Here is a 22,032-nt window from a genome sequence, read left to right as displayed (position 1 = left end):
GGGCGAAGAACTGCTCAGACGCGCACCGCGTGCGACAGGCCGTAGGTCAGCGCGTCGACCAGCGCCTGCCAGCTGGCCTCGACGACGTTCTCGTGCACGCCGACGGTGGTCCAGTCGTCCCCGGTCGCGTGGGTCTCCACGAGCACCCGGGTCACCGCGCCGGTGCCGTGGCTGCCCTCGAGGATGCGCACCTTGTAGTCGGCGAGCTGGAAGCGGCCCAGCTCCGGGTAGTGGCGGGTGAGCGCGACCCGCAGCGCCTCGTCGAGCGCGTTGACGGGGCCGTTGCCCTCGGCGGTGGCGATGACCCGCTCGCCGCGGACGCGGACCTTCACGGTCGCCTCCGACACGACGGCGCCGTCCTCGCGGTGCTCGACCAGCACCCGGTACGACTCCAGCGCGAACGGCTTCGGCAGCGCCCCGTCGGCCAGCTCGGCCCGGGCGAGCAGCTCGAACGACGCGTCGGCGGCCTCGAAGGACCAGCCGCGGGCCTCGAGCTCCTTGACCCGGTTCGTGACCCGCGACAGGGCCTCGGGGTTGCCGGCCAGGTCGACGCCGAGCTCGCGCGCCTTGAGCTCGATGCTGGCCCGGCCGGCCATCTCGGTGACCAGGATCCGCATGTCGTTGCCCACGACGACCGGGTCGATGTGGTTGTAGAGCACGGGATCCACTTTGATCGCGCTCGCGTGCAGGCCCGCCTTGTGAGCGAACGCTGACGACCCGACGTAGGCCTGGTGGGTGTCGGGTGCGATGTTGGCGATCTCGGCGATGGAGTGCGAGACGCGCACCATCTGCTCGATGCACCCCTCCGGTAGGACGGGCATGCCGAGCTTGAGCTGCAGGTTGCCGACGACGGCGAACAGGTCGGCGTTGCCGGGGCGCTCGCCGTAGCCGTTGGCGGTGCACTGGAAGTGCGGGACGCCGGCCTCGACCGCGGCGACGGTGTTCGCGACCGCGCACGACGTGTCGTTCTGGCAGTGGATGCCGAGCCGGGCCACGGCCTCCTGCGCGCTGACCCCGAGCGCGACCGCGAGCCGGTCCTTGACCTCGGCGATCGTGCGGGTGATCAGGGAGGGCAGCATGCCGCCGTTGGTGTCGCACATGACGGCGGCCTCGGCGCCGGCGGCGAGCGCGGCCGCGGCGACGGACGCGGTGTAGTCGGGGTCGAAGCGGTACCCGTCGAAGAAGTGCTCGCAGTCGAGGAAGACCCGGCGGCCCTCGGAGACGAAGTACTCCACGGTGTCGCGGACCATCGCGAGGTTCTCCTCGCGCGTCGTGCGCAGCGCGCGCTCCACGTGGCGGATGTCCGACTTGGCCACGAGCGTCACGGCGGGGGTCTCGGCCTCCAGCAGCGCCCGGACCTGGGGGTCGTCCTGGACGCGGACGCCCGCCTTGCGGGTGGCGCCGAACGCGACGAACACCGCGTGTTTGAGGTCGAGCTCCGTGCGCGCCCGGCGGAAGAACTCGGTGTCCTTCGGCATGGCCCCCGGCCACCCGCCCTCGATGAACCCGACGCCGAACTCGTCGAGCAGCCGCGCGACCGCGAGCTTGTCCACGACCGAGTAGCTGATCGCCTCACGCTGGGCCCCGTCGCGCAGCGTCGTGTCGTACACCTGCATGGTTGTGCTCCTTTGGCGGGAAGTGGGGGCCTTCGGGCTCGGCGGATCGGGGCCAACAAAAAGACCCCCCGCAAATGCGAGAGGTCTGCGCGTCCGGCGGGTGGTTGCCGGGCGCGCTAGGGGCCAATAATGAGCCGAGTCACGTTCGGTAGCTTGCCACCAACGGGCCTTCCGTGACACGTGATTCCGGATTTTGAGATCCAGGGTGATCTGCTTCACGATTCACCCTGTTCGTCACGTCCTCGTAACGAGCGTCGGTCAAGGTTGGAGCCAGTCCGGAACGACGACCCGCCCGGGGGCGTCGATCACCGTTGGTGAGGGGGTGAGGTGACATGTCCATCGAGACGCTGAAGGCGGCGGTTCCGCCCTACGCGCACGATCTGCGGCTGAACCTCGACTCCGTCCTCGCCACGGAGCTGCTGACCGAGCGGCAGCTGTGGGGCGCCGTGCTCGCCAGCGCGATGACGACCCGCAGCGCGACGGTGATCCGCGAGGTCACCAGCGAGGCGGCCGGCCGGCTCAAGCCGGAGGCGATCGAGGCCGCGAAGGCGGTCGCGTCGCGGATGGCCATCCACAACGTCTACTTCCGCGCCAAGCACCTCATCGGTGACGAGGCGTACCAGAGCCTGCCCGCGCGTCTGCGCCGCCAGGTCTCCTCCACGCCCGGGGTCGGCGCCGCCGACGTCGAGGCGTGGTCAGTGGCAGTATCCGCGATCACCGGGTGCGGGGTGTGCCTGGAATCGCACGAAAGATCGCTTCGTGGTGCAGGGGTGTCCCGCGAAGCGGTCGACGAGGTGTTGCGCGTCGCCGCGGTTGTTCACGCGCTGGCGGTAACCCTCGATGCAGAGGCGGCTTCCTTCTAGGAGCTTTCCTCTTGTACGGGTGTCGGAGTGGCGGCTCCGGCACCCGTACGCATTTTCCGGCCTCGTTCGCCCGTACCCCGCTCGTGCAAGTTGCGCACAGCGTGTCTGCGCCAGTCGCGGATTCACCGTTACCGTTGCTATCGGCACATCCGGTGCTCAATCGGGTGCGCAATCGGTCTCGGGGTCTTTTGGGGGCGCAGCATGGTCGAGTCTCACGTCTTCAGGGGCGCGGCATGATCGACGAGGTACCGCGTGAACCGGTCGAGCCGCCCGTCGAGCCGCCGCTCGGCTGCGCCGACCCGATGCTGTGGCGCGTGGCGCGCGCCCTGCGTGACGCCCACCGGCCGCGGACCGACAACTTCTGCGATTGCAAGGCGTTCTGGCCGTGCCCGGATGCGCAACTGTCGGAGGAGGCGCTGCAGCTGGCCTACGATCGGCCGTCGCCGCGGAGCTTACGGCCGGCGACGGGCCGCAACTCGAATCTGGGCCGCTGGTCGGCGTAGTCGGTTGCCGGCCCGGATATGTCGGCCGCTTCGCGGCGGCCGAAGCGGCCAACATATCCGACATTTACCCTGACCGGCGATATATGCGCAGCTCAGCCGTGGTGCATTGATCGCACCCGGCGGGCGCCTCGAAAATGGGTGCGATTGCCCCCGAGCCGGAAAAGTCCGGAAGAGCACAAACGGCGCCGGGAACGAATCCCGGCGCCGCTGTGTGAACGAGGCGTTACAAGACGCGATGGACCCAGCCGTGCGGGTCCGGCGCGGTGCCGCGCTGGATGGACACGAGCTGCTCCCGCAGCCCCATCGTCACCTCGCCGGCCTTGCCCTCGCCGACCGTGAACTCCCCGTCGGCGTCGCGGACCGTTCCGATCGGCGTGATGACCGCCGCCGTCCCGCACGCGAACGCCTCGCGCAGCCGGCCCGAGTTGGCGTCGGCGCGCCACTGCTCGTACGAGTACAGCTCCTCCCGCACCACATGCCCCCGGTCCGCGGCCAGGCGCAGGACCGACTCGCGGGTGATGCCGGGCAGGATCGAGCCGGTGAGCGGCGGCGTGCTGATCGAGCCGTCGTCGAACACGTAGAACACGTTCATGCCGCCGAGCTCCTCGACGTATTTCTGCTCCACCGCGTCGAGGAAGACCACCTGGTCACAGCCGTGCTCCATGGCCTCGGCCTGGGCCACGAGGCTCGCGGCGTAGTTGCCGCCGCACTTCGCCGCGCCGGTGCCGCCGGGGGCCGCGCGGGTGTACTCCCGCGACACCCACACGCTCACGGGCTGCACGCCGCCCTTGAAGTAGCTGCCGACCGGCGAGGCGATGACCAGGAAGAGGTACTCCGAGGACGGCTTGACGCCCAGGAAGACCTCGCTGGCGTACTGGAAGGGCCGCAGGTAGAGGCTGCCCTCCGGGTCCGTCGGCACCCAGTCCCGGTCGGCGCGGATCAGCGCCTCGAGGGAGTCCAGGAAGAGCCGCTCCGGCACCGGCGCCATCGCCAGGCGCCGGGCCGAGTCGCGGAACCGCGCCGCGTTGGCGTCGGGGCGGAACATCGACACCCCGCCGTCGGCCGTCCGGTAGGCCTTGAGCCCCTCGAAGATCTCCTGCGCGTAGTGCAGCACCGCGCTCGCCGGGTCCATCGGGATCGGGCCGCGCGGCTCGACCCGGGCGTCGTACCAGCCCTTGCCCTCGGCGTAGCGCACGGTGACCATGTGGTCGGTGAAGATCCGGCCGAAGCCCGGGTTGGCCATGAGCGCGGATCGCTCCGCGGCGGCTACGGGCTGGGGATTCGGACGGATCTCGAAATCGAGCGTTTCACCGCCGTTCATGCATGCCTCCACAAAAGGTCGCGGTGGCACGCTCAGGCCGCGTGCCGTGCCGCCAACTTACCCGAACGGACGTTCAATCGCAGCCAGCGCGCGGAGGTTCCAATGGTGTGGAGGATTCCGGCGTTGAGCCCGGGCCGATCGGCCCGGGCTTTCCCCTCGTTCGACGCTCTGGAGCCGGGGTGTGGCCCTGCTGACGCGTGGCGGGTCAGGCCACCGCGGCCGCGAGCCGGTCGCCGATCGCGTCGGTGGACAGGGCCGAGCCGGGGGTGCGGCCCGCGACCTCGTTGCCGACGGCCTCGGTCACGCGCGCGGCCGCCTCGGGGTGGCCGAGGTGGTCCAGCAGCAGCGCGGTCGAGAGCACCGCGGCCGACGGGTCGGCGACGCCCTTGCCGGCGATGTCGGGAGCCGATCCGTGCACGGGCTCGAACATCGACGGGAACGCCCGCTCCGGGTTGATCGAGCCGCTCGCGGCCAGGCCGATGCCGCCCGTGACGGCCGCGGCGATGTCGGTGAGGATGTCGCCGAACAGGTTGTCGGTGACGACGACGTCGTACCGCTGCGGATTCGTGACCAGGAACATCGCGGCCGCGTCGACGTGCTGGTATTCGGTCTCGATGTCCGGGAACTCGCCCTTGACCGCGTTGAAGGTCCGCGCCCACAGCCCACCGGCGTGCGTGAGCACGTTGGTCTTGTGCACGAGCGTCACCTTGCGCCGCGGGCGCTTGGCCGCCCGGGCGAAGGCGTCGCGGATGACGCGCTCGACGCCGTGGCGGGTGTTGAGGCTCTCCTCGGTGGCGACCTCGGCCGCGGTGTCGGGGTGCAGGTTGCCGCCGGCGCCGACGTACAGGCCCTCGGTGCCCTCGCGGACCACGACGAGGTCGATCTCGCCCGGCTTCACCCCGGCCAGCGGGCTGGTGGTGCCCGGCCAGAGGCGGGAGGGGCGCAGGTTGACGTACTGGTCGAAGTCGAACCGCAGCTTCAGCAGCAGGCCCCGCTCCAGCACGCCCGGGGGGACGCTGGGGTCGCCGACCGCGCCGAGCAGGATGGCGTCGTGGCCGCGCAGCTCCTCGAGCACGCTGCCGGGGAGGACCTCGCCGGTGCGGTTGTACCGGGCGGCGCCCAGGTCGTAGTCGGTCGTCTCGACGCCGGGCAGGACCACGCGCAACACCTTGAGCGCCTGCGCCACCACCTCGGTGCCGATGCCGTCACCGGCCACAACCGCGATCTTCGCCACCTCTGACCCCTTTCGTAGACCGCTCAACCGTACGCCGCTGTCCTATTCCGTGGACGCGCGTCCCGCTCCATGAGAACACGCGGGGTGATGCCGGGCCGGCTGCGGCGGCCGCTCGCGTGCGGCCCACTCTGCCATTCGCCCCCGCGCGACGACGAGGCACCCACTCCCCTGCGCCCGCGCGACCGGGCCACGCAAGGAATGAGGGCGGGGAGCGCCGCCACGCTCCCCGCCCTCGTGAGAGGAAAGTCCTAGTCGGCGGACAGGTCCGCCGTGCTCGCGGCGGTCGCACCGATGGCCTGCTGGGCCTCGCCGAGCAGATCCGCCGCCACCGCCTGGTCGACGGTCAGCGTCATGAGCGCCTCCCCGCCGGCCTCGCGCCGAGCAACCTGCATCGAACCGATGTTGACCCCCGCCGAACCCAGTATCGACCCCACCGTGCCCACCACACCGGGGCGGTCGGCGTAGCGGAAGAACAGCAGCACGCCCTCCGCCGCCAGCTCGAGACTGAAGCCGTCGATCTCGGTCAGCTTCAGCGCCTCGCGCGGGCCCGCGACATACGTACCGGACACCGAGGCTACCCGCCCGTCCGGCAGGGCTCCACGCACGGTCACCAGGTTGGGCTGGTCGGATGAGTCGGTGAAGACCGCGAGTGCTACTTCGACCCCGCGGTCGGCGGCCAGATGGGGGGCGTTGACGTAGGTCACCTGCTCCGCCACCACGCTGCCGAACAGGCCTTTCGTGGCGGCCAGCTTCAGCACCGACACATCGTGCTTGGCCACCTCGCCGTGCACCTCGACGGTCACCGACGCCGCGATGCCGCCCGCGACCGCGGTGAACACGGCGCCGAGCTTCTCCGCCAGCGGCAGCAGCGGGCGCACCTCCTCCGCGACCATGCCGCCGACCTGGACGTTCACCGCGTCCGGCACGAACTCGCCGTCGAGGGCGAGCTTGACGGAGCGCGCGACCGCGAGCCCGGCCTTGTCCTGCGCCTCGACCGTGGAGGCGCCCAGGTGCGGGGTGGCGACCACGCTGTCGAAGGCGAACAGCGGCGAGGCGACGCACGGCTCCTTGCTGAACACGTCGATGCCCGCGCCGGCCACCCGCCCGTCGGCGATCGCGTCGGCGAGGGCCTGCTCGTCGACGAGGCCGCCGCGGGCCGCGTTGATGATGCGCACGCCCGGCTTGACGATCGACAGTTCGCGCACGCCGATCAGCCCGACGGTCTCCGGCGTCTTGGGCAGGTGGATCGAGATGAAGTCACTCTCCCGGAGGAGTTCGTCCAACCCCAGCAGCCGTACTCCGAGCGCCGCCGCGCGCGCCGGCTGGATGTACGGGTCGTAGGCGACCAGCCGGACCCCGAACGCCGCCATGCGCTGGGCGAAGAGCACACCGATGCGCCCGAGCCCGACCACTCCGACGATTTTTCCGGACAATTCCACGCCGGTGTACTTCGAGCGCTTCCACTCCCCCGCCTTCAGCGCCGCGGACGCGGCGGCGGTGTTGCGCGCGACGGCGAGCAGCAGCGCGACGGCCTGCTCGGCCGCGGAGACGATGTTGGACGTGGGCGCGTTGACGACCATCACGCCGCGCGCGGTGGCGGCCGGCACGTCGACGTTGTCCAGGCCGACCCCGGCGCGGGCGACGACCTTGAGCCGAGGCGCCGCGGCTACGGCCTCGGCGTCGATGCGGGTGGCGCTGCGAACGATCACGGCGCTGGCGTCGGCGAGCTCGGCCAGCAGAGCGGGGCGGTCGGTACCGTCGATGTGACGAACCTCGTAGTCGTCGGCGAGCACCTCGAGAGCGGACGGAGCCAACTCCTCGGCGATGAGCACCACCGGGCGGTCAGGAGGGAGGGTCATGGGACCTCGACTTCCAGGCTTCGGTTGGCGTCGGCTGCGGGGCGCGCGACACTGCCCGCCACGCACTGGGGAAACCGCGACGGGGCCGGGCGGACGGCCTCTTCAGGCGATGGTAGGCCCGCCGTCCCACCCCTTCCCGACCCAATCAAGTGAGCGCGATCACAGCGTGAGCCGGCCGGGCCCCGCGCCCGCGCGCCCGAGATCCGCGCCCCGCACACGACCACCACGCGGCCGCGCGAACAAGGACCACGACGCGGACAGGGGCCGGGTGCGCTGCTGAGGCCGAGTCAGGCCGCGTAGCGCCAGAAGTCGCGCACCCACGCCGGCAGCCCCGGGCCGTCTGCCCCGAGCTGGGTGAAGAGGACGGCCACGGTGGAGGTCGACGGGGTCACGTACGCCGAGGTGCCCGTGCCGCCGACCCAGCCGTAGCGCCCCGGCACCAGCCCGGGACCCGCGGCCGTCAGGTCGACGGAGCCGCCGTAGCCCCAGCCCTGGCCCTCCTCCAGGAACAGGCCCGCGGAGGCGCGCTGGGCGGGCGTCGTCCGGTCGGTGGTCATCGCCCGGACCGACGCCTCGGACAGGACGCGGCGGCCGTCCGGGGCCGTGCCCCCGCGCAGGAGCATCCGGCCGAACGCGACCCAGTCGGCCGCGGTCATGACCAGGCCGCCGTTGCCGAGCTCGAAGGCCGGTGGCGTGCTCCACTGGCCGTCGGGCGCGTCCCCGAGCTCGAATCGGCCGGGTTCCGCGCCCGGGCGGTAGTACGCGGTCAGGCGGCCCAGCTTCGGTCCCGGGACCGAGAACGCCGCGTCCGCCATCCCCAGCGGGGCGAAGACGCGCTCCGTCATCGCCTCGCCCAGGCCGCGACCCGTGACGCGTTCGACGAGGGCGCCCTGGATGGTGGAGCTGGTGTCGTACAGCCACGCCTCGCCCGGCTGATGGAGCATCGGCACGCGGGCCAGCTCCGACAGCCACTGGTCGCGCGGGGGAAACGCCTGCACGTTGCGGCCGTCCTGCTGGACCGGGAACAGGGCCTCGACCGCGGGCAGGGTGAAGTCCGACGGGAAGCCCCAGCCCGTCGTCGAGGTCAGCACGTCGCGCACGGTGATCGGGCGGGCCGCCTCGACCACGTCGCCGGCGGGCGCGTCCGGGGTCCGGACCACCAGCGGGGACGACAGCTCCGGCAGCCATTCGCGCACCGGATCCTCCAGGCGTACCGCGCTCTCGTCGACCAGGCTCAGCACGGTCGCCGCGGTGATGGGCTTGGTCGCGGAGGCGATGCGGAAGAGGGCGTCCTCGGTCATCGGGGCGGTGCCGAGGATCGCGTCGCCGACGACGGCGACCTCGCGCCGACCGGCGCGATCGAGCACGGCCACGGCGCCGGGGATGGCGCCGGACCGGACATATGGTGCGAGAATCTGCTCCAGCTCGCTCATCGGGTCACGGTAACAGCGCGGGTTTCATGCCGATAAGTCGGATAAATTCGGACACGAAGAACTCGGACTTGTCCCGCTCCAGAGGATTGACTCTCCAGCGGCTGGAGACCTCAGGCTGATGGCATGACGATGAACCTGACACCCGAGGAGAAGCGGGACCTGTTCGGCTCCTTCGATCCCGATCAGCACGCTGAGGAGGCCGAGCAGCGCTGGGGCTCCACCGAGGCGTACCAGCAGTCCGCCCGCCGCACGGCGCAGTACACCAAGGCCGACTGGGAGCGGATCAAGGCCGAGGCGGCCGAGAACACGGCGCGGTTCGCCGCGGCGTTCGACGACGGCGTCCCGGCCGGCGACGAGCGGGCCATGGACCTCGCCGAGGCGCACCGCCAGCACATCAGCCGCTGGTTCTACGACTGCTCGACCGAGGTCCACCAGGGGCTCGGCGAGATGTACGTGTCCGATCCCCGGTTCACCGCGAACTACGACACCGAGCACCCGGGGCTCGCGGCGTACATCCGCGATGCCATCCGGGCCAACGCGGCTCGAATGAGCTGAGCCGGCTCTTCGCCACCCACGGACGTCGGGATTCCTGGCGGGAGCGACGGTCCGGACCACCGCGGACCCGAGCCATGAACAACCGCGGCCCCTCTCGAAGCGAGAGGGGCCGCGTTGTTCCAGATCAGGCGCTCTGATCAGGCGCTCTGATCAGGCGATCTGGTCAGGCGGTCTGGTCAGGCGGTCTCGGTGATGGGGCGGTCGACCCAGCTCATCATCGAGCGCAGCTGCTTGCCGGTCTCCTCGATCGGGTGGTTGGCGCCCTGCTCGCGGTACTTGGTGAAGTTCGGGCGGCCGGCGTCGTCCTCGGCGATCAGCTCGCGGGCGAACTCGCCCGACTGGATCTCGCCCAGGATGCGCTGCATCTCCTCCTTGACCCGGGCGTCGATGACGCGCGGGCCACGGGTGTAGTCGCCGTACTCGGCGGTGTCGGAGACGCTGTAGCGCATGCGGGCGATGCCGCCCTCGTACATCAGGTCCACGATGAGCTTGAGCTCGTGCAGGCACTCGAAGTAGGCGATCTCCGGGGCGTAGCCCGCCTCGGTGAGCACCTCGAAGCCGGTCTGGACCAGGGCCGACGCGCCGCCGCAGAGCACGGCCTGCTCGCCGAAGAGGTCCGTCTCGGTCTCCTCCTTGAAGGTGGTCTTGATCACGCCGGCGCGGGTGCCGCCGATGCCGGCCGCGTAGGCCAGCGCCAGCTGCAGCGCGTTGCCGGTCGCGTCCTGCTCCACCGCGACGAGGCAGGGCACGCCCTTGCCGTCGACGAACTGGCGGCGGACCAGGTGGCCCGGGCCCTTCGGGGCGACCATGCACACGTCCACGTCCGCGGGGGGCGTGATCAGCCCGAAGCGGATGTTGAGGCCGTGGCCGAAGAAGAGCGCCTTGCCGGCGGTCAGGTTCGGGGCCACGTGCTCGGAGTACAGCGAGCGCTGCACCGTGTCGGGCGCCAGGATCATGATCACGTCTGCCTCGGCGCTCGCCTCGGCCGGGGTGAGGACGCGCAGGCCCTGCTCCTCGGCCTTGGCGCGGCTCTTGGACCCCTCGGGCAGGCCGATGCGCACGTCGACGCCGGAGTCGCGCAGGCTCAGCGCGTGGGCGTGACCCTGGCTGCCGTACCCCAGCACCGCGACCTTGCGGCCCTGGATCAACGACAGGTCGGCGTCGTCGTCGTAAAACACCTCGGCGGGCATGTGCTTGTTCCTTTCGAGAATTTCAGGAGGCGGCGCGGAGCGCCGGACCGGTCGTGATGGAGCGGGAGCCGCGGCCGATGGCCACGACGCCGGACTGGACCATTTCCTTGATACCGAACGGCTCCAGGTCACGAAGCAGCGCGTCCAGCTTTTCCGACGTGCCGGTCGCCTCGATGGTGAGGGCGTCGGCGGCGACGTCGACCACGCGGGCCCGGAACAGGTTCACGGTCTCGAGGACCTGCGAGCGCACCGGGCGTTCCGCGCGCACCTTCACCAGCAGCAGCTCGCGCTGCACGCTGGCGGTGGTGTCGAGTTCGACGATCTTCAGGACCTGCACGAGCTTGTTGAGCTGCTTGGTCACCTGTTCCAGCGGGGATTCGTCCGCGTTGACCACGATCGTCATCCGGGAGACCTCGGGGTGCTCGGTCTCGCCGACGGCCAGGGAGTCGATGTTGAAGCCGCGGCGGGCGAACAGCCCCGCGACGCGGGCCAGTATGCCGGGCTTGTTCTCCACCAGGACGGAGAGGGTGTGCTTGGCCATGGTCGGTGCTACTCCTACACGTCGTCCTGGTCGAACGCGGGACGGACGCCCCGCGCGAACATGATCTCGTCGTTGCTCGTGCCGGCCGGGACCATCGGCCACACCATCGCGTCCTTGCCGACCACGAAGTCGATGACGACGGGCTGGTCGTTGACCTTCATCGCGGCCTCGATCGTCGCGTCGACGTCGCGCTTGGTCTCGCAGCGCAGCCCGAAGCAGCCCAGCGCGTCAGCGAGCTTCACGAAGTCCGGGATGCGGTGCTTGTGGGTGCCGAGCTCGGTGTTGGAGTACCGCTGGTCGTAGAAGAGCGTCTGCCACTGCCGGACCATGCCCAGGTTGCCGTTGTTGATGACGGCGACCTTGATCGGGATGCCCTCCAGCGCGCAGGTGGCCAGCTCCTGGTTGGTCATCTGGAAGCAGCCGTCGCCGTCGATCGCCCAGACCACCTTGTCCGGCCGGCCGACCTTGGCGCCCATCGCGGCCGGCACCGCGTAGCCCATGGTGCCCAGGCCGCCCGAGTTGAGCCAGGTGGCCGGGTGCTCGTACTTGACGAACTGCGCGGCCCACATCTGGTGCTGGCCCACGCCCGCGGTGTAGATCGCCTCCGGGCCGACCAGCTTGCCGATGCGCTCGATGACGTACTGCGGCGACAGCGTCCCGTCCGAGGGCTCCTCGTAGCCCAGCGGGTAGCGGCCGCGGATGTCGTCCAGGGTCGCCCACCAGTCCGTGAGCACCGGCTTGCGCCCGGCCGCGTGCTCGGCCGAGACGGCGGCGAGCAGCTCCTCGATCACGTGCTTGGCGTCGCCGACGATCGGCACGTCCGCGGTGCGGTTCTTGCCGATCTCGGCCGGGTCGATGTCGGCGTGGATGACCGCCGCGTTCGGCGCGAACGTCGACAGCTCGCCGGTCACCCGGTCGTCGAACCGCGCGCCGATGGTGATGAGCAGGTCCGACTTCTGCAGCGCGTAGACCGCGCCGACCGAGCCGTGCATGCCCGGCATGCCCATGTGCTGCGGGTGGGAGTCCGGGAAGGCGCCGCGGGCCATCAGCGTCGTGACGACCGGGGCGCCGGTCAGCTCGGCCAGCTTCAGCAGCACCTCGGAGGCGTGGGCCTTGATGACGCCGCCGCCGACGTAGAGCACCGGGCGCTTGGCCCCGGCGATCAGCCGGGCCGCCTCGCGGATCTGCTTGCCGTGGGGGTGCAGGGTCGGGTGGTAGCCGGGCAGCTCCATGGTCGGCGGCCACTTGAACGTGGTCTTGTTCTGCAGCACGTCCTTGGGGATGTCGACCAGGACGGGGCCCGGGCGCCCGGTGCCGGCCAGGTGGAACGCCTCGGCGAGCACCCGGGGCAGCTCCTCGCCCGACTGGACCAGGTAGTTGTGCTTGGTGATCGGCAGCGTGATGCCGGCGATGTCCGCCTCCTGGAAGGCGTCCGTGCCGATCGAGCCGGAGGCGACCTGGCCGGTGATCGCGACCATGGCGACCGAGTCCATGTAGGCGTCGGCGATCGGGGTCACCAGGTTCGTCGCGCCCGGGCCGGAGGTGGCCATGCACACGCCGACCTTGCCGGTCGCCTGCGCGTAGCCGGTGGCGGCGTGGCCGGCCCCCTGCTCGTGGCGGACCAGGATGTGCCGGACGTTCTCGGAGTCGAACAGCGGGTCGTACGCCGGGAGGATCGCGCCGCCCGGAATGCCGAACACGACGTCGGCGCCGAGGGCCTCGAGCGAGCGGACGAGTACCTGCGCCCCGGTGAGCAGCTCCGGCTGGGCCTTCTTGTCGGCGGCCGGCGCGGTGGCGGGCGGTGCGGGGTGCCCCCGGTGGGCGAGGACTTCTGGCGTGGGTCTCGTCATCGCTTTCGCACTTTCGCTCGAAGGTGTCTAGGCAAGGCTCCGGACATGAAAAAACCCCACGTGCTCGGCACGGGGGGCTAGCGCGCTGACGGCAGGCGTCGGCGCGCTAGATGATAAGTACTCGGAGCGACCTCGACGACATGAGCCCACTCTGGCGCATCTCATGGCCTGAGTCAACCTATCCCAGGATGCGGAACGTGTCAGACTCGCAGGTATGCCCGAGCTGCGGTCCAAGACTTCCACTTCTGGTCGCAACATGGCCGGCGCACGCGCCCTGTGGCGCGCCACCGGCATGACCGACTCCGACTTCGGCAAGCCGATTGTCGCCATCGCCAACAGTTTCACGCAGTTCGTGCCGGGCCACGTCCACCTCCGCAACCTCGGCATGATCGTCGCCGACGCGGTTGCCGAGGCCGGTGGGGTCGCCAAGGAGTTCAACACCATCGCCGTCGACGACGGCATCGCCATGGGCCACGGCGGGATGCTCTACTCGCTGCCCAGCCGCGAGCTCATCGCCGACGCCGTCGAGTACATGGTGCAGGCCCACTGCGCCGACGCCCTCGTGTGCATCTCCAACTGCGACAAGATCACGCCCGGCATGCTGCTCGCCGCCCTCCGCCTCAACATCCCCACCGTCTTCGTCTCCGGCGGCCCGATGGAAGCCGGCAAGACCATCTCGATCGAGGGCGTCGTCCACGAGCAGGACGCCAAGCTCGACCTCATCGACGCGATGATCGCCTCCGCCAACGAGTCCGTCACGGACGAGCAGCTCGGCCAGATCGAGCGCTCCGCCTGCCCGACGTGCGGCTCGTGCTCGGGCATGTTCACCGCCAACTCCATGAACTGCCTGACCGAGGCGATCGGGCTGGCCCTGCCGGGCAACGGCTCGACGCTGGCCACGCACGCGGCGCGCAGGGCGCTGTTCGAGCGGGCCGGGTCGCTGATCGTCGACCTCGCCAAGCGCTACTACTTCTCCGACGACGCCTCGGTGCTGCCGCGGGCGATCGCCTCGCGGCCCGCCTTCGAGAACGCGGTGGCGCTGGACGTGGCGATGGGCGGGTCCACCAACACGGTGCTGCACCTGCTGGCCGCCGCCCGGGAGGCCGAGCTCGACTTCTCCGTGGCCGACATGGACGGGATCTCGCGCCGCGTGCCCTGCCTGGCCAAGGTGGCGCCGAACACGCAGAAGTACCACATGGAGGACGTGCACCGCGCCGGCGGCATCCCCGCCATCCTCGGCGAGCTGTCGCGTGGCGGGCTGATCGACGAGTCGGTCTGGTCGGTGCACTCCCCGACCTTCCGCGAGTGGATCGACGAGTGGGACATCCGCGGCGGCAAGGCCTCGGAGCAGGCGCTGGAGCTGTTCCACGCCGCGCCCGGGGGCGTGCGCACCACCGAGCCGTTCTCCACGCAGAACCGGTGGAACTCGCTCGACACCGACAGCGAGAACGGGTGCATCCGCAGCGTCGAGCACGCCTACACCAAGGACGGCGGGCTGGCGATCCTCTTCGGCAACCTCGCGCCCGACGGGTGCGTGGTCAAGACGGCCGGCGTGCCCGAAGAGAACCTGACGTTCTCCGGCCGCGCGAACGTCTTCGAGTCCCAGGAGGCGGCGGTCGACGGCATCCTGGCCAAGGAGGTCGTGGAGGGCGACGTCGTCGTCATCCGGTACGAGGGGCCCAAGGGCGGCCCCGGCATGCAGGAGATGCTGTACCCGACCAGCTTCCTCAAGGGCCGCGGCCTCGGCCGCGCCTGCGCGCTGATCACCGACGGGCGCTTCTCCGGCGGCACGTCGGGCCTGTCGATCGGGCACATCAGCCCGGAGGCGGCCGGCGGCGGCCTCATCGCGCTCGTCGAGAACGGCGACCGCATCGACATCGACATCCCGAACCGCTCCATCCAGCTCGTCGTCAGCGACGAGGAGCTGGCCGCGCGCAAGATCGCGCAGGACAAGCGGGAGCGGCCCTACACCCCGCTCGACCGCGAGCGGCCGGTGTCGGCGGCGCTGCGGGCGTACGCGTCGATGGCGACCTCGGCGAGTGACGGAGCTTATCGCCGGGTTCCCTAAGTTCCACTAGGATGTGCGTCAGTCATCGCGACTGGCGCACATCAAGGTGGAACCGACCACCGGGGAGCTTCCGATCGCGGGCACCGCGCGCCTGGGTGTCCCGACGTATCAGGAGGCTGCATGTCTTCTTTGCGCTTGGTGGATCCCGAGCTGGCCGCGCTCGTCGAGGGCGAGGAGCAGCGCCAGCACGACACGCTGCGGATGATCGCCTCGGAGAACTACGTGTCCCGGGCCGTCCTCGAGGCGACCGGCTCCGTGCTGACCAACAAGTACTCCGAGGGTTACCCCGGGAAGCGGTACTACGAGGGCCAGCGCTTCATCGACCCCATCGAGGAGCTCGCGATCGCGCGGGCCAGGCACGTGTTCGGCGTCGAGCACGCGAACGTCCAGCCGTACTCGGGCTCGCCCGCGAACCTCGCCGTCTACCTGGCCATGGCCAAGCCCGGCGACACCGTCATGGGCATGGCGCTGCCGATGGGCGGGCACCTCACGCACGGCTGGCCGGTGTCGGCGACGGGCAAGTGGTTCCGGCCGGTGCAGTACTCGGTGCGCCGCGATACCGGCCGCGTGGACCTCGACGAGGTGCGTGACCTGGCGCTGCGGGAGCGCCCGCGGCTCATCTTCTGCGGCGGTACGGCCATCCCGCGCACGATCGACTTCCCGCGCTTCGCCGAGATCGCCCGCGAGGTGGGCGCCGTGCTCGTCGCGGACATCGCGCACATCGCCGGCCTCGTGGCGGGCGGGGCGCACCCGTCCCCGGTCGGGCACGCCGAGATCATCTCGACCACGACGCACAAGACGCTGCGGGGCCCGCGTGGCGCCATGCTCATGTGCACCGCGCAGCACGCGTCCGCCATCGACAAGGCCCTGTTCCCGGGCCTGCAGGGCGGCCCGCACAACCACACCACCGCCGGGATCGCGGTCGCCCTGGGCGAGGCTTCCCAAGATTCCTTCAAGGTGTACGCCCAGCAGGTGGTCGCCAACGCCCGCGCCCTGGCCTCGGCCCTGCTCGAGCACGGGTTCGACCTCGTGTCCGGCGGCACCGACAACCACCTGCTCCTGCTCGACCTCACCGGCAAGGGCATCGGCGGCAAGCCGGCCGCGAAGGCCCTCGACCGCGCGGGGATCGAGACGAACTACAACACGGTGCCGTACGACACCCGCAAGCCCTTCGACCCGTCCGGTCTGCGCCTCGGCACTCCCGCGCTGACCACCCGCGGCCTCACGGAGTCCGCGATGCCCCAGGTGGCCTCGTGGATCTCCCGCGCCGTGGACGCCGCCCTGAAGTCGGACGACGCCGCGCTCGACGTGATCGCCGGTGAGGTTCGGGAGCTGCTCTCGGCCTACCCGCTGCGCTGACGCCCGAGGGGGCGCTCCGCTGCATGTGGCGCGTGAGGTTCGGGAGCTGCTCTCGGCCTACCCGCTGCGCTGACGCCCGAGGGGGCGCTCCGCTGCACGCGGCGCGCCCCCTCGTTCGGCTGTTCGATCACTTCCGGCGCAGGAACCTGCGGGTCTTCTCCTTCGGCTCCTCGTCGAGGTTGAGCTCGAGCGGGGCGAGGTCCTCGAACGCGGAGAGCTGCTGCTGCTCGCGTTTGCGCTGCTCCGGGATGCGCTCGCCGCCGTTCCAGCCCTCGTGGCCGGGCTCCTCACTCCGCGACGCGGCCCGCTCCCAGCCCTGGTTGCGCGGCTCCTCGTTCCTGGGCGGCGCGGCGCGATCCCAGCCCTCGTTGCCGGGCTCCTCGTTCCTGGGCGGCGCGGCGCGATCCCAGCCCTCGTTGCCGGGCTCCCCGTTCCTGGACGGCGCGGCGCGATCCCAGCCCTCGTTGCCGGGCTCCCCGTTCCTGGACGGCGCGGCGCGATCCCAGCCCTCGTTGCCGGGCTCCCCGTTGCGGGGCGCGCCGGGGTTGTCCCAGCGCTCGCCCGGCTCGGAGGCCCAGGCGCCGGCGGTCTCCTCCGGGCCGCTGCGCTCCTTCTTGTCCTTGTCCTTGTTGCGCCCCCAGCGGGACTTCTTGGTCTTCTCCCCGCTGCCGCCCCCACCGTCGACGACGGGCGGCGGCACTGGCGCCTGCGCGGACCCGTCCCACCAGGCCTCTTCACCACCGCGCCCAGCGGGCGGCGGCGCGGCTTCCCGCGGGGCCCGCTGCGGCCGGGACTCCCACGCGTCGGTGGTACGCCCGTTCCGGCTCGGCCACGCCTGCGTGGCCGGCTCGTCCCGGCTGGGCGCCTGAGCCTCCCACGGCTGCTGGGTGCTCGCCGCTCCCCCGGCCGCGTGGTCGGGCTGGGCCTGGGCCTCCCGGCCCGAGGAGGGATGCGGAGCCCACGGCTGGCTGTTCCAACCACCGGCGGCCGGGGCGGCGGCCTGGCCCTGCGCGTTCGGCCCTCTCCCGGCCGGGCTCTCGGACCTGGGGTCCCACGCGTCGGCGGCACGCCCGCTGCCGGCCTGGCTCTCCCACGAATCGCCGGCACGGCCACTACCGGCCTGGCTCTCCCACGAATCGCCGGCGCGCCCACTACCGGCCTGGTGCTCCCACGAATCACCGGCACGGCCACTACCGGCCTGGTGCTCCCACGAATCACCGGCACGCCCGCTGCCGGTCGCGGCCTGGTTCTCCCACGCGTCGGTGGTACGCCCGTTCCCGGACGGAGCCGCGATCGGCTGCCCCATGCCCGTCATCGGATCGGCGTCCGCCGCCGGCACGCTGGGCCAGCTCGCGGTCCGCCCCTGCTCCCGAGCGTCGACGCTCTCGCCCTCGGGCGCCTGCTGCCGGTCCCGCCGCCGAATCGACCGCGACGCGGCATCGGAGGACTCCCAGGACCGCCGCAACTCGAGCGGCTTGGCGACGAGCTCGGGCGCGTCGCCGTCGAACAGACTCCCGGTGAAGGCCGCCCGCTCGGGCCGCCGCCGCGCCTCTCCGGCCGTCGGCTGCTGCTCGCGGCCCGGCTCCGAGTTCCGCCAGTCCCCACCACCGGCGGCCCCCGCCTGGGGCGCCGCCCGCCAGTCACCGGACGGCCCGGCCTCCGCCCCGGGCTGCCAGTCAACGGACGGCCGCTCCGCCGCGGGCTGCCATTCGACCGACGGCCGCTCGGCCGCCGGCTGCCACTCGACAGACGGCCGCGCGGACGCGCCGTTCTCGCCCGCCGACTGCCACTCCACGGACGGCCGCCCGGAAGCGCCGTTCTCGGCCGCCGGCCGCCACTCGACAGACGGCCGCCCGGTCGCGCCGTTCTCGGCCGCCGGCTGCCACTCGACGGACGGACGCGCACTCGGCCGCGCCTCATCGGCACCACGCCCCGCCGCGGGCGCCTCGCCGGACCGCCACTCCACGGACGGCCGCTGCGACGGACCCGCCTCGGTCGCGGACCGCCACTCCACGGACGGCCGCTCGGGCGCGGACCGCCACTCGACCGACGGCCGCTCGGACGCCGCCTGCCAGTCGACCGACGGCCGCTCGGACGCCGCCTGCCAGTCGACCGACGGCCGCTCGGACGCCGCCTGCCAGTCGACCGACGGCCGCTCGGACGCCGCCTGCCAGTCGACCGACGGCCGCTCGGACGCCGCCTGCCAGTCGACCGAGGACGGCTCGGACGCGCCCTGCCAGTCAACCGAGGGCTGCTCGGGCGCGGAGGAATCGGGCGTCCGCCAGTCCACCGGAAGGCGCTCGGCTCCCCGCGACTCGGCCGGCGGCGGCCATTCCACAACCGGCCGCTCGTCCGCCCGCCCCGCGTCCTGGGAGTCGGACGCCCACGGCTCCCGACCCGACGTACGCCAGTCAGCAACCGGCTCGGGCGCCCGCGTCTCCGCGACCGGCTCGGGCGCCCGGCGATCCCGCCACGGCTCCTGCACCGGCTCGGGAGCGCGGTTCTCACGCCACGAATCGGCCACCGGCTCCGGCGTGCGCGTCTGCCGCCACGAAGGCTCGACCACCGGCTCGGGAGCGCGGTTCTCACGCCATGAGTCGGCGACGGGCTCCGGCGTGCGCGTCTCCCGCCACGAGGGCTCCGCCACGGGCTCGGGAGCGCGGGAGTCACGCCACGTGTCCGCTACCGGCTCGGGAGCGGACGAGTCGCGCCACGAGTCCGCGCCCGGCTCGGGAGCGGACGAGTCGCGCCACGAGTCCGCGCCCGGCTCGGGAGCGCGCGAGTCGCGCCACGAGTCCGCGTCCCGCTCGGAAGCGCGGTTCTCGCGCCGCGACTCCGCGTCCGGCTCGGGAGTGCGGGAGTCGCCGCTCGCATCGGTGGTGCGCGTCTCGCGCCGGGCGTCCGCGCGGGCCGGCTCGGCGTCGGTGGCGGGGTCGAGCCAGTTGCCCGCCTCGTACGCCACGGGGAAGTCGTCCGCCGCCTCGCTCGACCAGCGGAAGCGCTCGCCCGGGGCCGGGGTCTCGCCGCCCATCGGGGACCAGGCACGCCGCGCGGAGGCGCGGGCGTCGGGCTCGGAGGTGTCCTCCGCGGCCCAGGCCGCGAGCCGGCTGGCCGAGTCGTTGTCCCAGTTTCCGACGAGTTCGCGGGTCAAGCGGGCCTCCCAGGAGCTCTCGGGGTCGTCGTCCTTGCGCGAGGAGACATCCCCGCCGGCGGAGGCGCCATCACGGGCGGCGGCACCATCGCCTCCGCGCGCGGAGGCGTCGCCGCCCCGGCGGGAGGAGGCTTCGCCGTTCGGGCGCGCCGAGGCGTCGTAGCCGGACGCCACGCCGAAGTCCGAGTCGCGGCCCGCACGCGCGGAAGCACCGAAGTCCGAGTCGTTGCCGGCACGCGCGGAAGCACCGAAGTCCGAGTCGTTGCCGGCACGCGCGGAAGCACCGAAGTCCGAGTAACTTCCATGGTCGCGGTCACGGTCGAAGCCCGACGCCGCACCGAAGTCCGAGTCGCGGCCCGCACGCGCCGAAGCACCGAAGTCCGGGTCGCGGTCGGTGCGCGCGGGGGCGCCGTAGTCGGCGTCGCGGTCGCGGCGGGACGGGGCGCCGAAATCCGCGTCACGGTCGTGATCGCGGTCGAAGCGGGACGCTGGGCCGAAGTTGGAATCGGCATGGGAGCGCAACGCGGCCTCCGGGGTAGCGGGGTCAGGTCCGTTGCCATCTGTGGGTGGTTCAGGGGCTGGCTCGGAGCCCGCGATTGTGGCATCCGCATGCTCGCCGCGGGCTGCGGCGCTCTTGGCCAGGCGACTCAGGCGCGCACGCATGACGCCGTTGCCCGGGCGCCAGGCGGTGGTCGGGGCGGTGGGTTCGCCGGCGCCGCCCAGCACCGTCGGCATGCCCGCCGCGGCGGGCGGGCCCGAGGGCGAGGACGCCGCGGCGGCGAACGCCGCGTCCGTGGGCGACGTCGCGTCCGAGCGCTCGCCGGACGACGCGGTCGCCTCGCGGGCGAAGGTGCGCGGGAGCGACAGGGGCTCCGGCAGCTCGTTGCCCGCTGCGAGGACGAGGAGGCGCTCCATGACGTGCAGGTCGACGCGGTACGGCTCGGCCGCCAGCCAGCGCCCGGCCGCGTCCGCCATCTCGTGGGCGTGCACGAGGTGCAGGTGCTCGCCGGGTGCGACGGAGATCACCAGGTCCTCGGAGACGTCGCCGCGGGAGGGGGCGACCACGAGGTACCCCCGGACGGAACCCCCGACCTTGGCCAGCTGCTCGCGCCAGGTGTGCACCTCCGCGGCCAGGCCGTCGACGTCCTCCGAGCCGGGCACGAACAGGCGGCCGCCCCGTAGGACCTGGCCCGCGGCGTCCATCGTGAACTCGCCGTGGGGCCAGACCGTCGGCAGGAACAGCGCGACGCGGCGGCCGGCGGAGACGAGATGCGTGCAGCCGCCCTCGCCCAGGGCGAAGAAGCGGGAGCTCGGGATGGCCTCGAGCTCCTTCAGGCGCGGGAGCGTGTCGTCGGGCTTGCCCCACCAGCGGCGCCCGCTCACGGCCTCGTCGATGGACGAGCGGGACACCCGCCGCGCGTCGAGGAGGAGTGCGGAGAGAAAAGCGCCTGCCAGCGGTACGACATAAGCGAGATTGATCCCGAGAAAGCCCAGCACGCCGAGGAGGTCGAGCCAGCTGTCGGGCAGGCGACCGCGCGTGGCCACGCCCCAGGCGACGGCGCCCGCGGCGATGGTCAGGATCGCGAAGAGCGGGAAGCCGCGCAGCGTGAGCACCACCACACCGGCGAGCGCCAGGATCGCCGCGGCACCCCACAGGATGCTCAGCTCCTTGATCGCCCAGCCGGCCACGGCCAGCGCGACCAGGACCGACAGGCCCAGCAGCCCGGCGGCCACGGCTCCGGTCGGGCGCACGGCGACGCGCTTGCTGCGCTTGATGCCCTCGGCCCACGGGGCGGGTGCGTTGCGACGGAACGTGGAGGTCACGTTCTGCCCTCCCCCCACGGGCAGGCTCCCACAAAGCCGGACATACTGTCGCGGATCGCTCGACGAGCCCCCCGGCCGGTCGCGATCTCGTCTGACACGGCACCGAGCGTAACCCCGGCCGCCCGTGGCGGCGAAGGGCGGCCGTTCTCATCCCCCACGGCGCTCAGTATGCCCGCCCGGGCGCCCGGGGGCAGTTCCTCGAAAGGTGGGAGGATGGCGGTGTGAGCAACCAGGTCAAGGTCAAGTTCCGGCGCAGCGCAGCCCTCGCCGTGGCGGCGGGCATCACCGTGATCGGCGCCATTCCGCTGCTCGCCGAGAGTGTCTGGTTCCTGCTGGTGCTGCTGGTTCCGCTCGCCGTCACCATCTGGGCCTGGCGCGCGGGAACCGACGTCGACGAGCGCGGGTTCACGGTGCGGGCCCTGTTCGGCCGCCGCACGGTCCCGTGGAACGCCGTGGACGGTCTCGTCGTCGACGGTGCGCGGGTGCAGGCGCGGCTGGCCAACGGCCACCTGGTGCCGCTGGACGCCGTGCGCGCCGCGGACGTACCGCGCCTGATCAAGGCCAGCGGACAGCCCCTCGGGACCGACCGCGCCGCGACCACCGCCGGCGAGGACGACGCGGACGCGGCGGACGACCCCGAGCGGGCCGCGCAACCGGCCGGCTAG

General features: G+C 72.2%; 15 protein-coding genes and 1 riboswitch. Of the genes, 6 read left to right on the top strand and 9 right to left on the bottom strand.

From position 1 onward, the window contains the following. Positions 1-14: 14 nt before the first annotated feature. The gene (gene cimA, locus ACQP1P_RS06845; RefSeq protein WP_433084188.1) at positions 15-1,616 is read right to left on the bottom strand and encodes a citramalate synthase; all 1,602 of its coding nucleotides are present in this window, start codon (positions 1,614-1,616) and stop codon (positions 15-17) included. 332 nt (positions 1,617-1,948) lie between these two features. On the opposite strand from cimA, the gene ACQP1P_RS06840 reads away from it, so the two are divergent. Further along, on the top strand, positions 1,949-2,479 hold the full coding sequence (locus ACQP1P_RS06840; RefSeq protein WP_433084187.1) for a carboxymuconolactone decarboxylase family protein: 531 nt from the start codon (positions 1,949-1,951) through the stop codon (positions 2,477-2,479). Between the two features lie 233 nt (positions 2,480-2,712). Next, positions 2,713-2,982 carry a hypothetical protein gene (locus ACQP1P_RS06835; RefSeq protein WP_433084185.1) on the top strand — a complete coding sequence of 90 codons (270 nt, stop codon included), beginning with the start codon at positions 2,713-2,715 and terminating at the stop codon, positions 2,980-2,982. Between the two features lie 223 nt (positions 2,983-3,205). On the opposite strand, the gene ACQP1P_RS06830 is transcribed toward ACQP1P_RS06835, so the two are convergent. From ACQP1P_RS06830 to ACQP1P_RS06815, 4 genes are all read right to left on the bottom strand, one after another. Further along, positions 3,206-4,303: a branched-chain amino acid aminotransferase gene (locus ACQP1P_RS06830; RefSeq protein WP_433084183.1), complete on the bottom strand. Its 1,098-nt coding sequence runs from the start codon at positions 4,301-4,303 to the stop codon at positions 3,206-3,208. A 205-nt stretch (positions 4,304-4,508) separates the two neighbouring features. Beyond that, entirely contained in the window at positions 4,509-5,537 is a 1,029-nt protein-coding gene (locus ACQP1P_RS06825) for a 3-isopropylmalate dehydrogenase (RefSeq protein ID WP_433084182.1), read from the bottom strand. Positions 5,538-5,785: 248 nt separating this feature from the next. Next, on the bottom strand, positions 5,786-7,396 hold the full coding sequence (gene serA, locus ACQP1P_RS06820) for a phosphoglycerate dehydrogenase (RefSeq protein WP_433084180.1): 1,611 nt from the start codon (positions 7,394-7,396) through the stop codon (positions 5,786-5,788). Positions 7,397-7,683: 287 nt separating this feature from the next. Then, entirely contained in the window at positions 7,684-8,829 is a 1,146-nt protein-coding gene (locus ACQP1P_RS06815; RefSeq protein WP_433084178.1) for a serine hydrolase domain-containing protein, read from the bottom strand. A gap of 123 nt (positions 8,830-8,952) precedes the next feature. Here ACQP1P_RS06815 and ACQP1P_RS06810 point away from each other — a divergent pair, with 123 nt between their 5' ends. Continuing rightward, the gene (locus ACQP1P_RS06810) at positions 8,953-9,384 is read left to right on the top strand and encodes a TipAS antibiotic-recognition domain-containing protein (RefSeq protein WP_433084176.1); all 432 of its coding nucleotides are present in this window, start codon (positions 8,953-8,955) and stop codon (positions 9,382-9,384) included. A gap of 176 nt (positions 9,385-9,560) precedes the next feature. Here the strand turns inward: ACQP1P_RS06810 and ilvC are convergent, their stop codons facing one another. From ilvC to ACQP1P_RS06795, 3 genes are read right to left on the bottom strand one after another with little or no spacing between them, the layout of a single operon-like run. After that, the gene (gene ilvC, locus ACQP1P_RS06805) at positions 9,561-10,574 is read right to left on the bottom strand and encodes a ketol-acid reductoisomerase (protein WP_433084174.1); all 1,014 of its coding nucleotides are present in this window, start codon (positions 10,572-10,574) and stop codon (positions 9,561-9,563) included. Positions 10,575-10,596: 22 nt separating this feature from the next. Further along, positions 10,597-11,115, bottom strand: a complete 519-nt coding sequence (gene ilvN, locus ACQP1P_RS06800; protein WP_344613581.1) for an acetolactate synthase small subunit — start codon at positions 11,113-11,115, stop codon at positions 10,597-10,599. 14 nt (positions 11,116-11,129) lie between these two features. Then, a complete protein-coding gene (locus ACQP1P_RS06795; RefSeq protein ID WP_433084172.1) occupies positions 11,130-12,965 on the bottom strand; it encodes an acetolactate synthase large subunit in 1,836 nt (611 codons plus the stop codon). A gap of 214 nt (positions 12,966-13,179) precedes the next feature. On the opposite strand from ACQP1P_RS06795, the gene ilvD reads away from it, so the two are divergent. Next, positions 13,180-15,033 (top strand): dihydroxy-acid dehydratase, encoded by a 1,854-nt coding sequence (ilvD, locus tag ACQP1P_RS06790; RefSeq protein WP_433084170.1) that lies wholly within the window; start codon positions 13,180-13,182, stop codon positions 15,031-15,033. A gap of 17 nt (positions 15,034-15,050) precedes the next feature. Further along, positions 15,051-15,137: riboswitch (ZMP/ZTP riboswitch) on the top strand. Between the two features lie 16 nt (positions 15,138-15,153). Continuing rightward, on the top strand, positions 15,154-16,392 hold the full coding sequence (glyA, locus tag ACQP1P_RS06785) for a serine hydroxymethyltransferase (protein WP_433084169.1): 1,239 nt from the start codon (positions 15,154-15,156) through the stop codon (positions 16,390-16,392). Between the two features lie 127 nt (positions 16,393-16,519). Here glyA and ACQP1P_RS06780 read toward each other — a convergent pair whose 3' ends face one another. Then, positions 16,520-21,367 (bottom strand): hypothetical protein, encoded by a 4,848-nt coding sequence (locus ACQP1P_RS06780; protein WP_433084167.1) that lies wholly within the window; start codon positions 21,365-21,367, stop codon positions 16,520-16,522. A 221-nt stretch (positions 21,368-21,588) separates the two neighbouring features. Here ACQP1P_RS06780 and ACQP1P_RS06775 point away from each other — a divergent pair, with 221 nt between their 5' ends. Beyond that, positions 21,589-22,032, top strand: a complete 444-nt coding sequence (locus ACQP1P_RS06775; protein ID WP_433084165.1) for a PH domain-containing protein — start codon at positions 21,589-21,591, stop codon at positions 22,030-22,032.

The organism is Dactylosporangium sp. CA-052675 (assembly GCF_050947935.1).
GTDB lineage: Bacteria > Actinomycetota > Actinomycetes > Mycobacteriales > Micromonosporaceae > Dactylosporangium.
The sequence above is the reverse complement of the archived record's forward strand: the minus strand, read 5'-3'. Positions and strand labels throughout refer to the sequence as shown.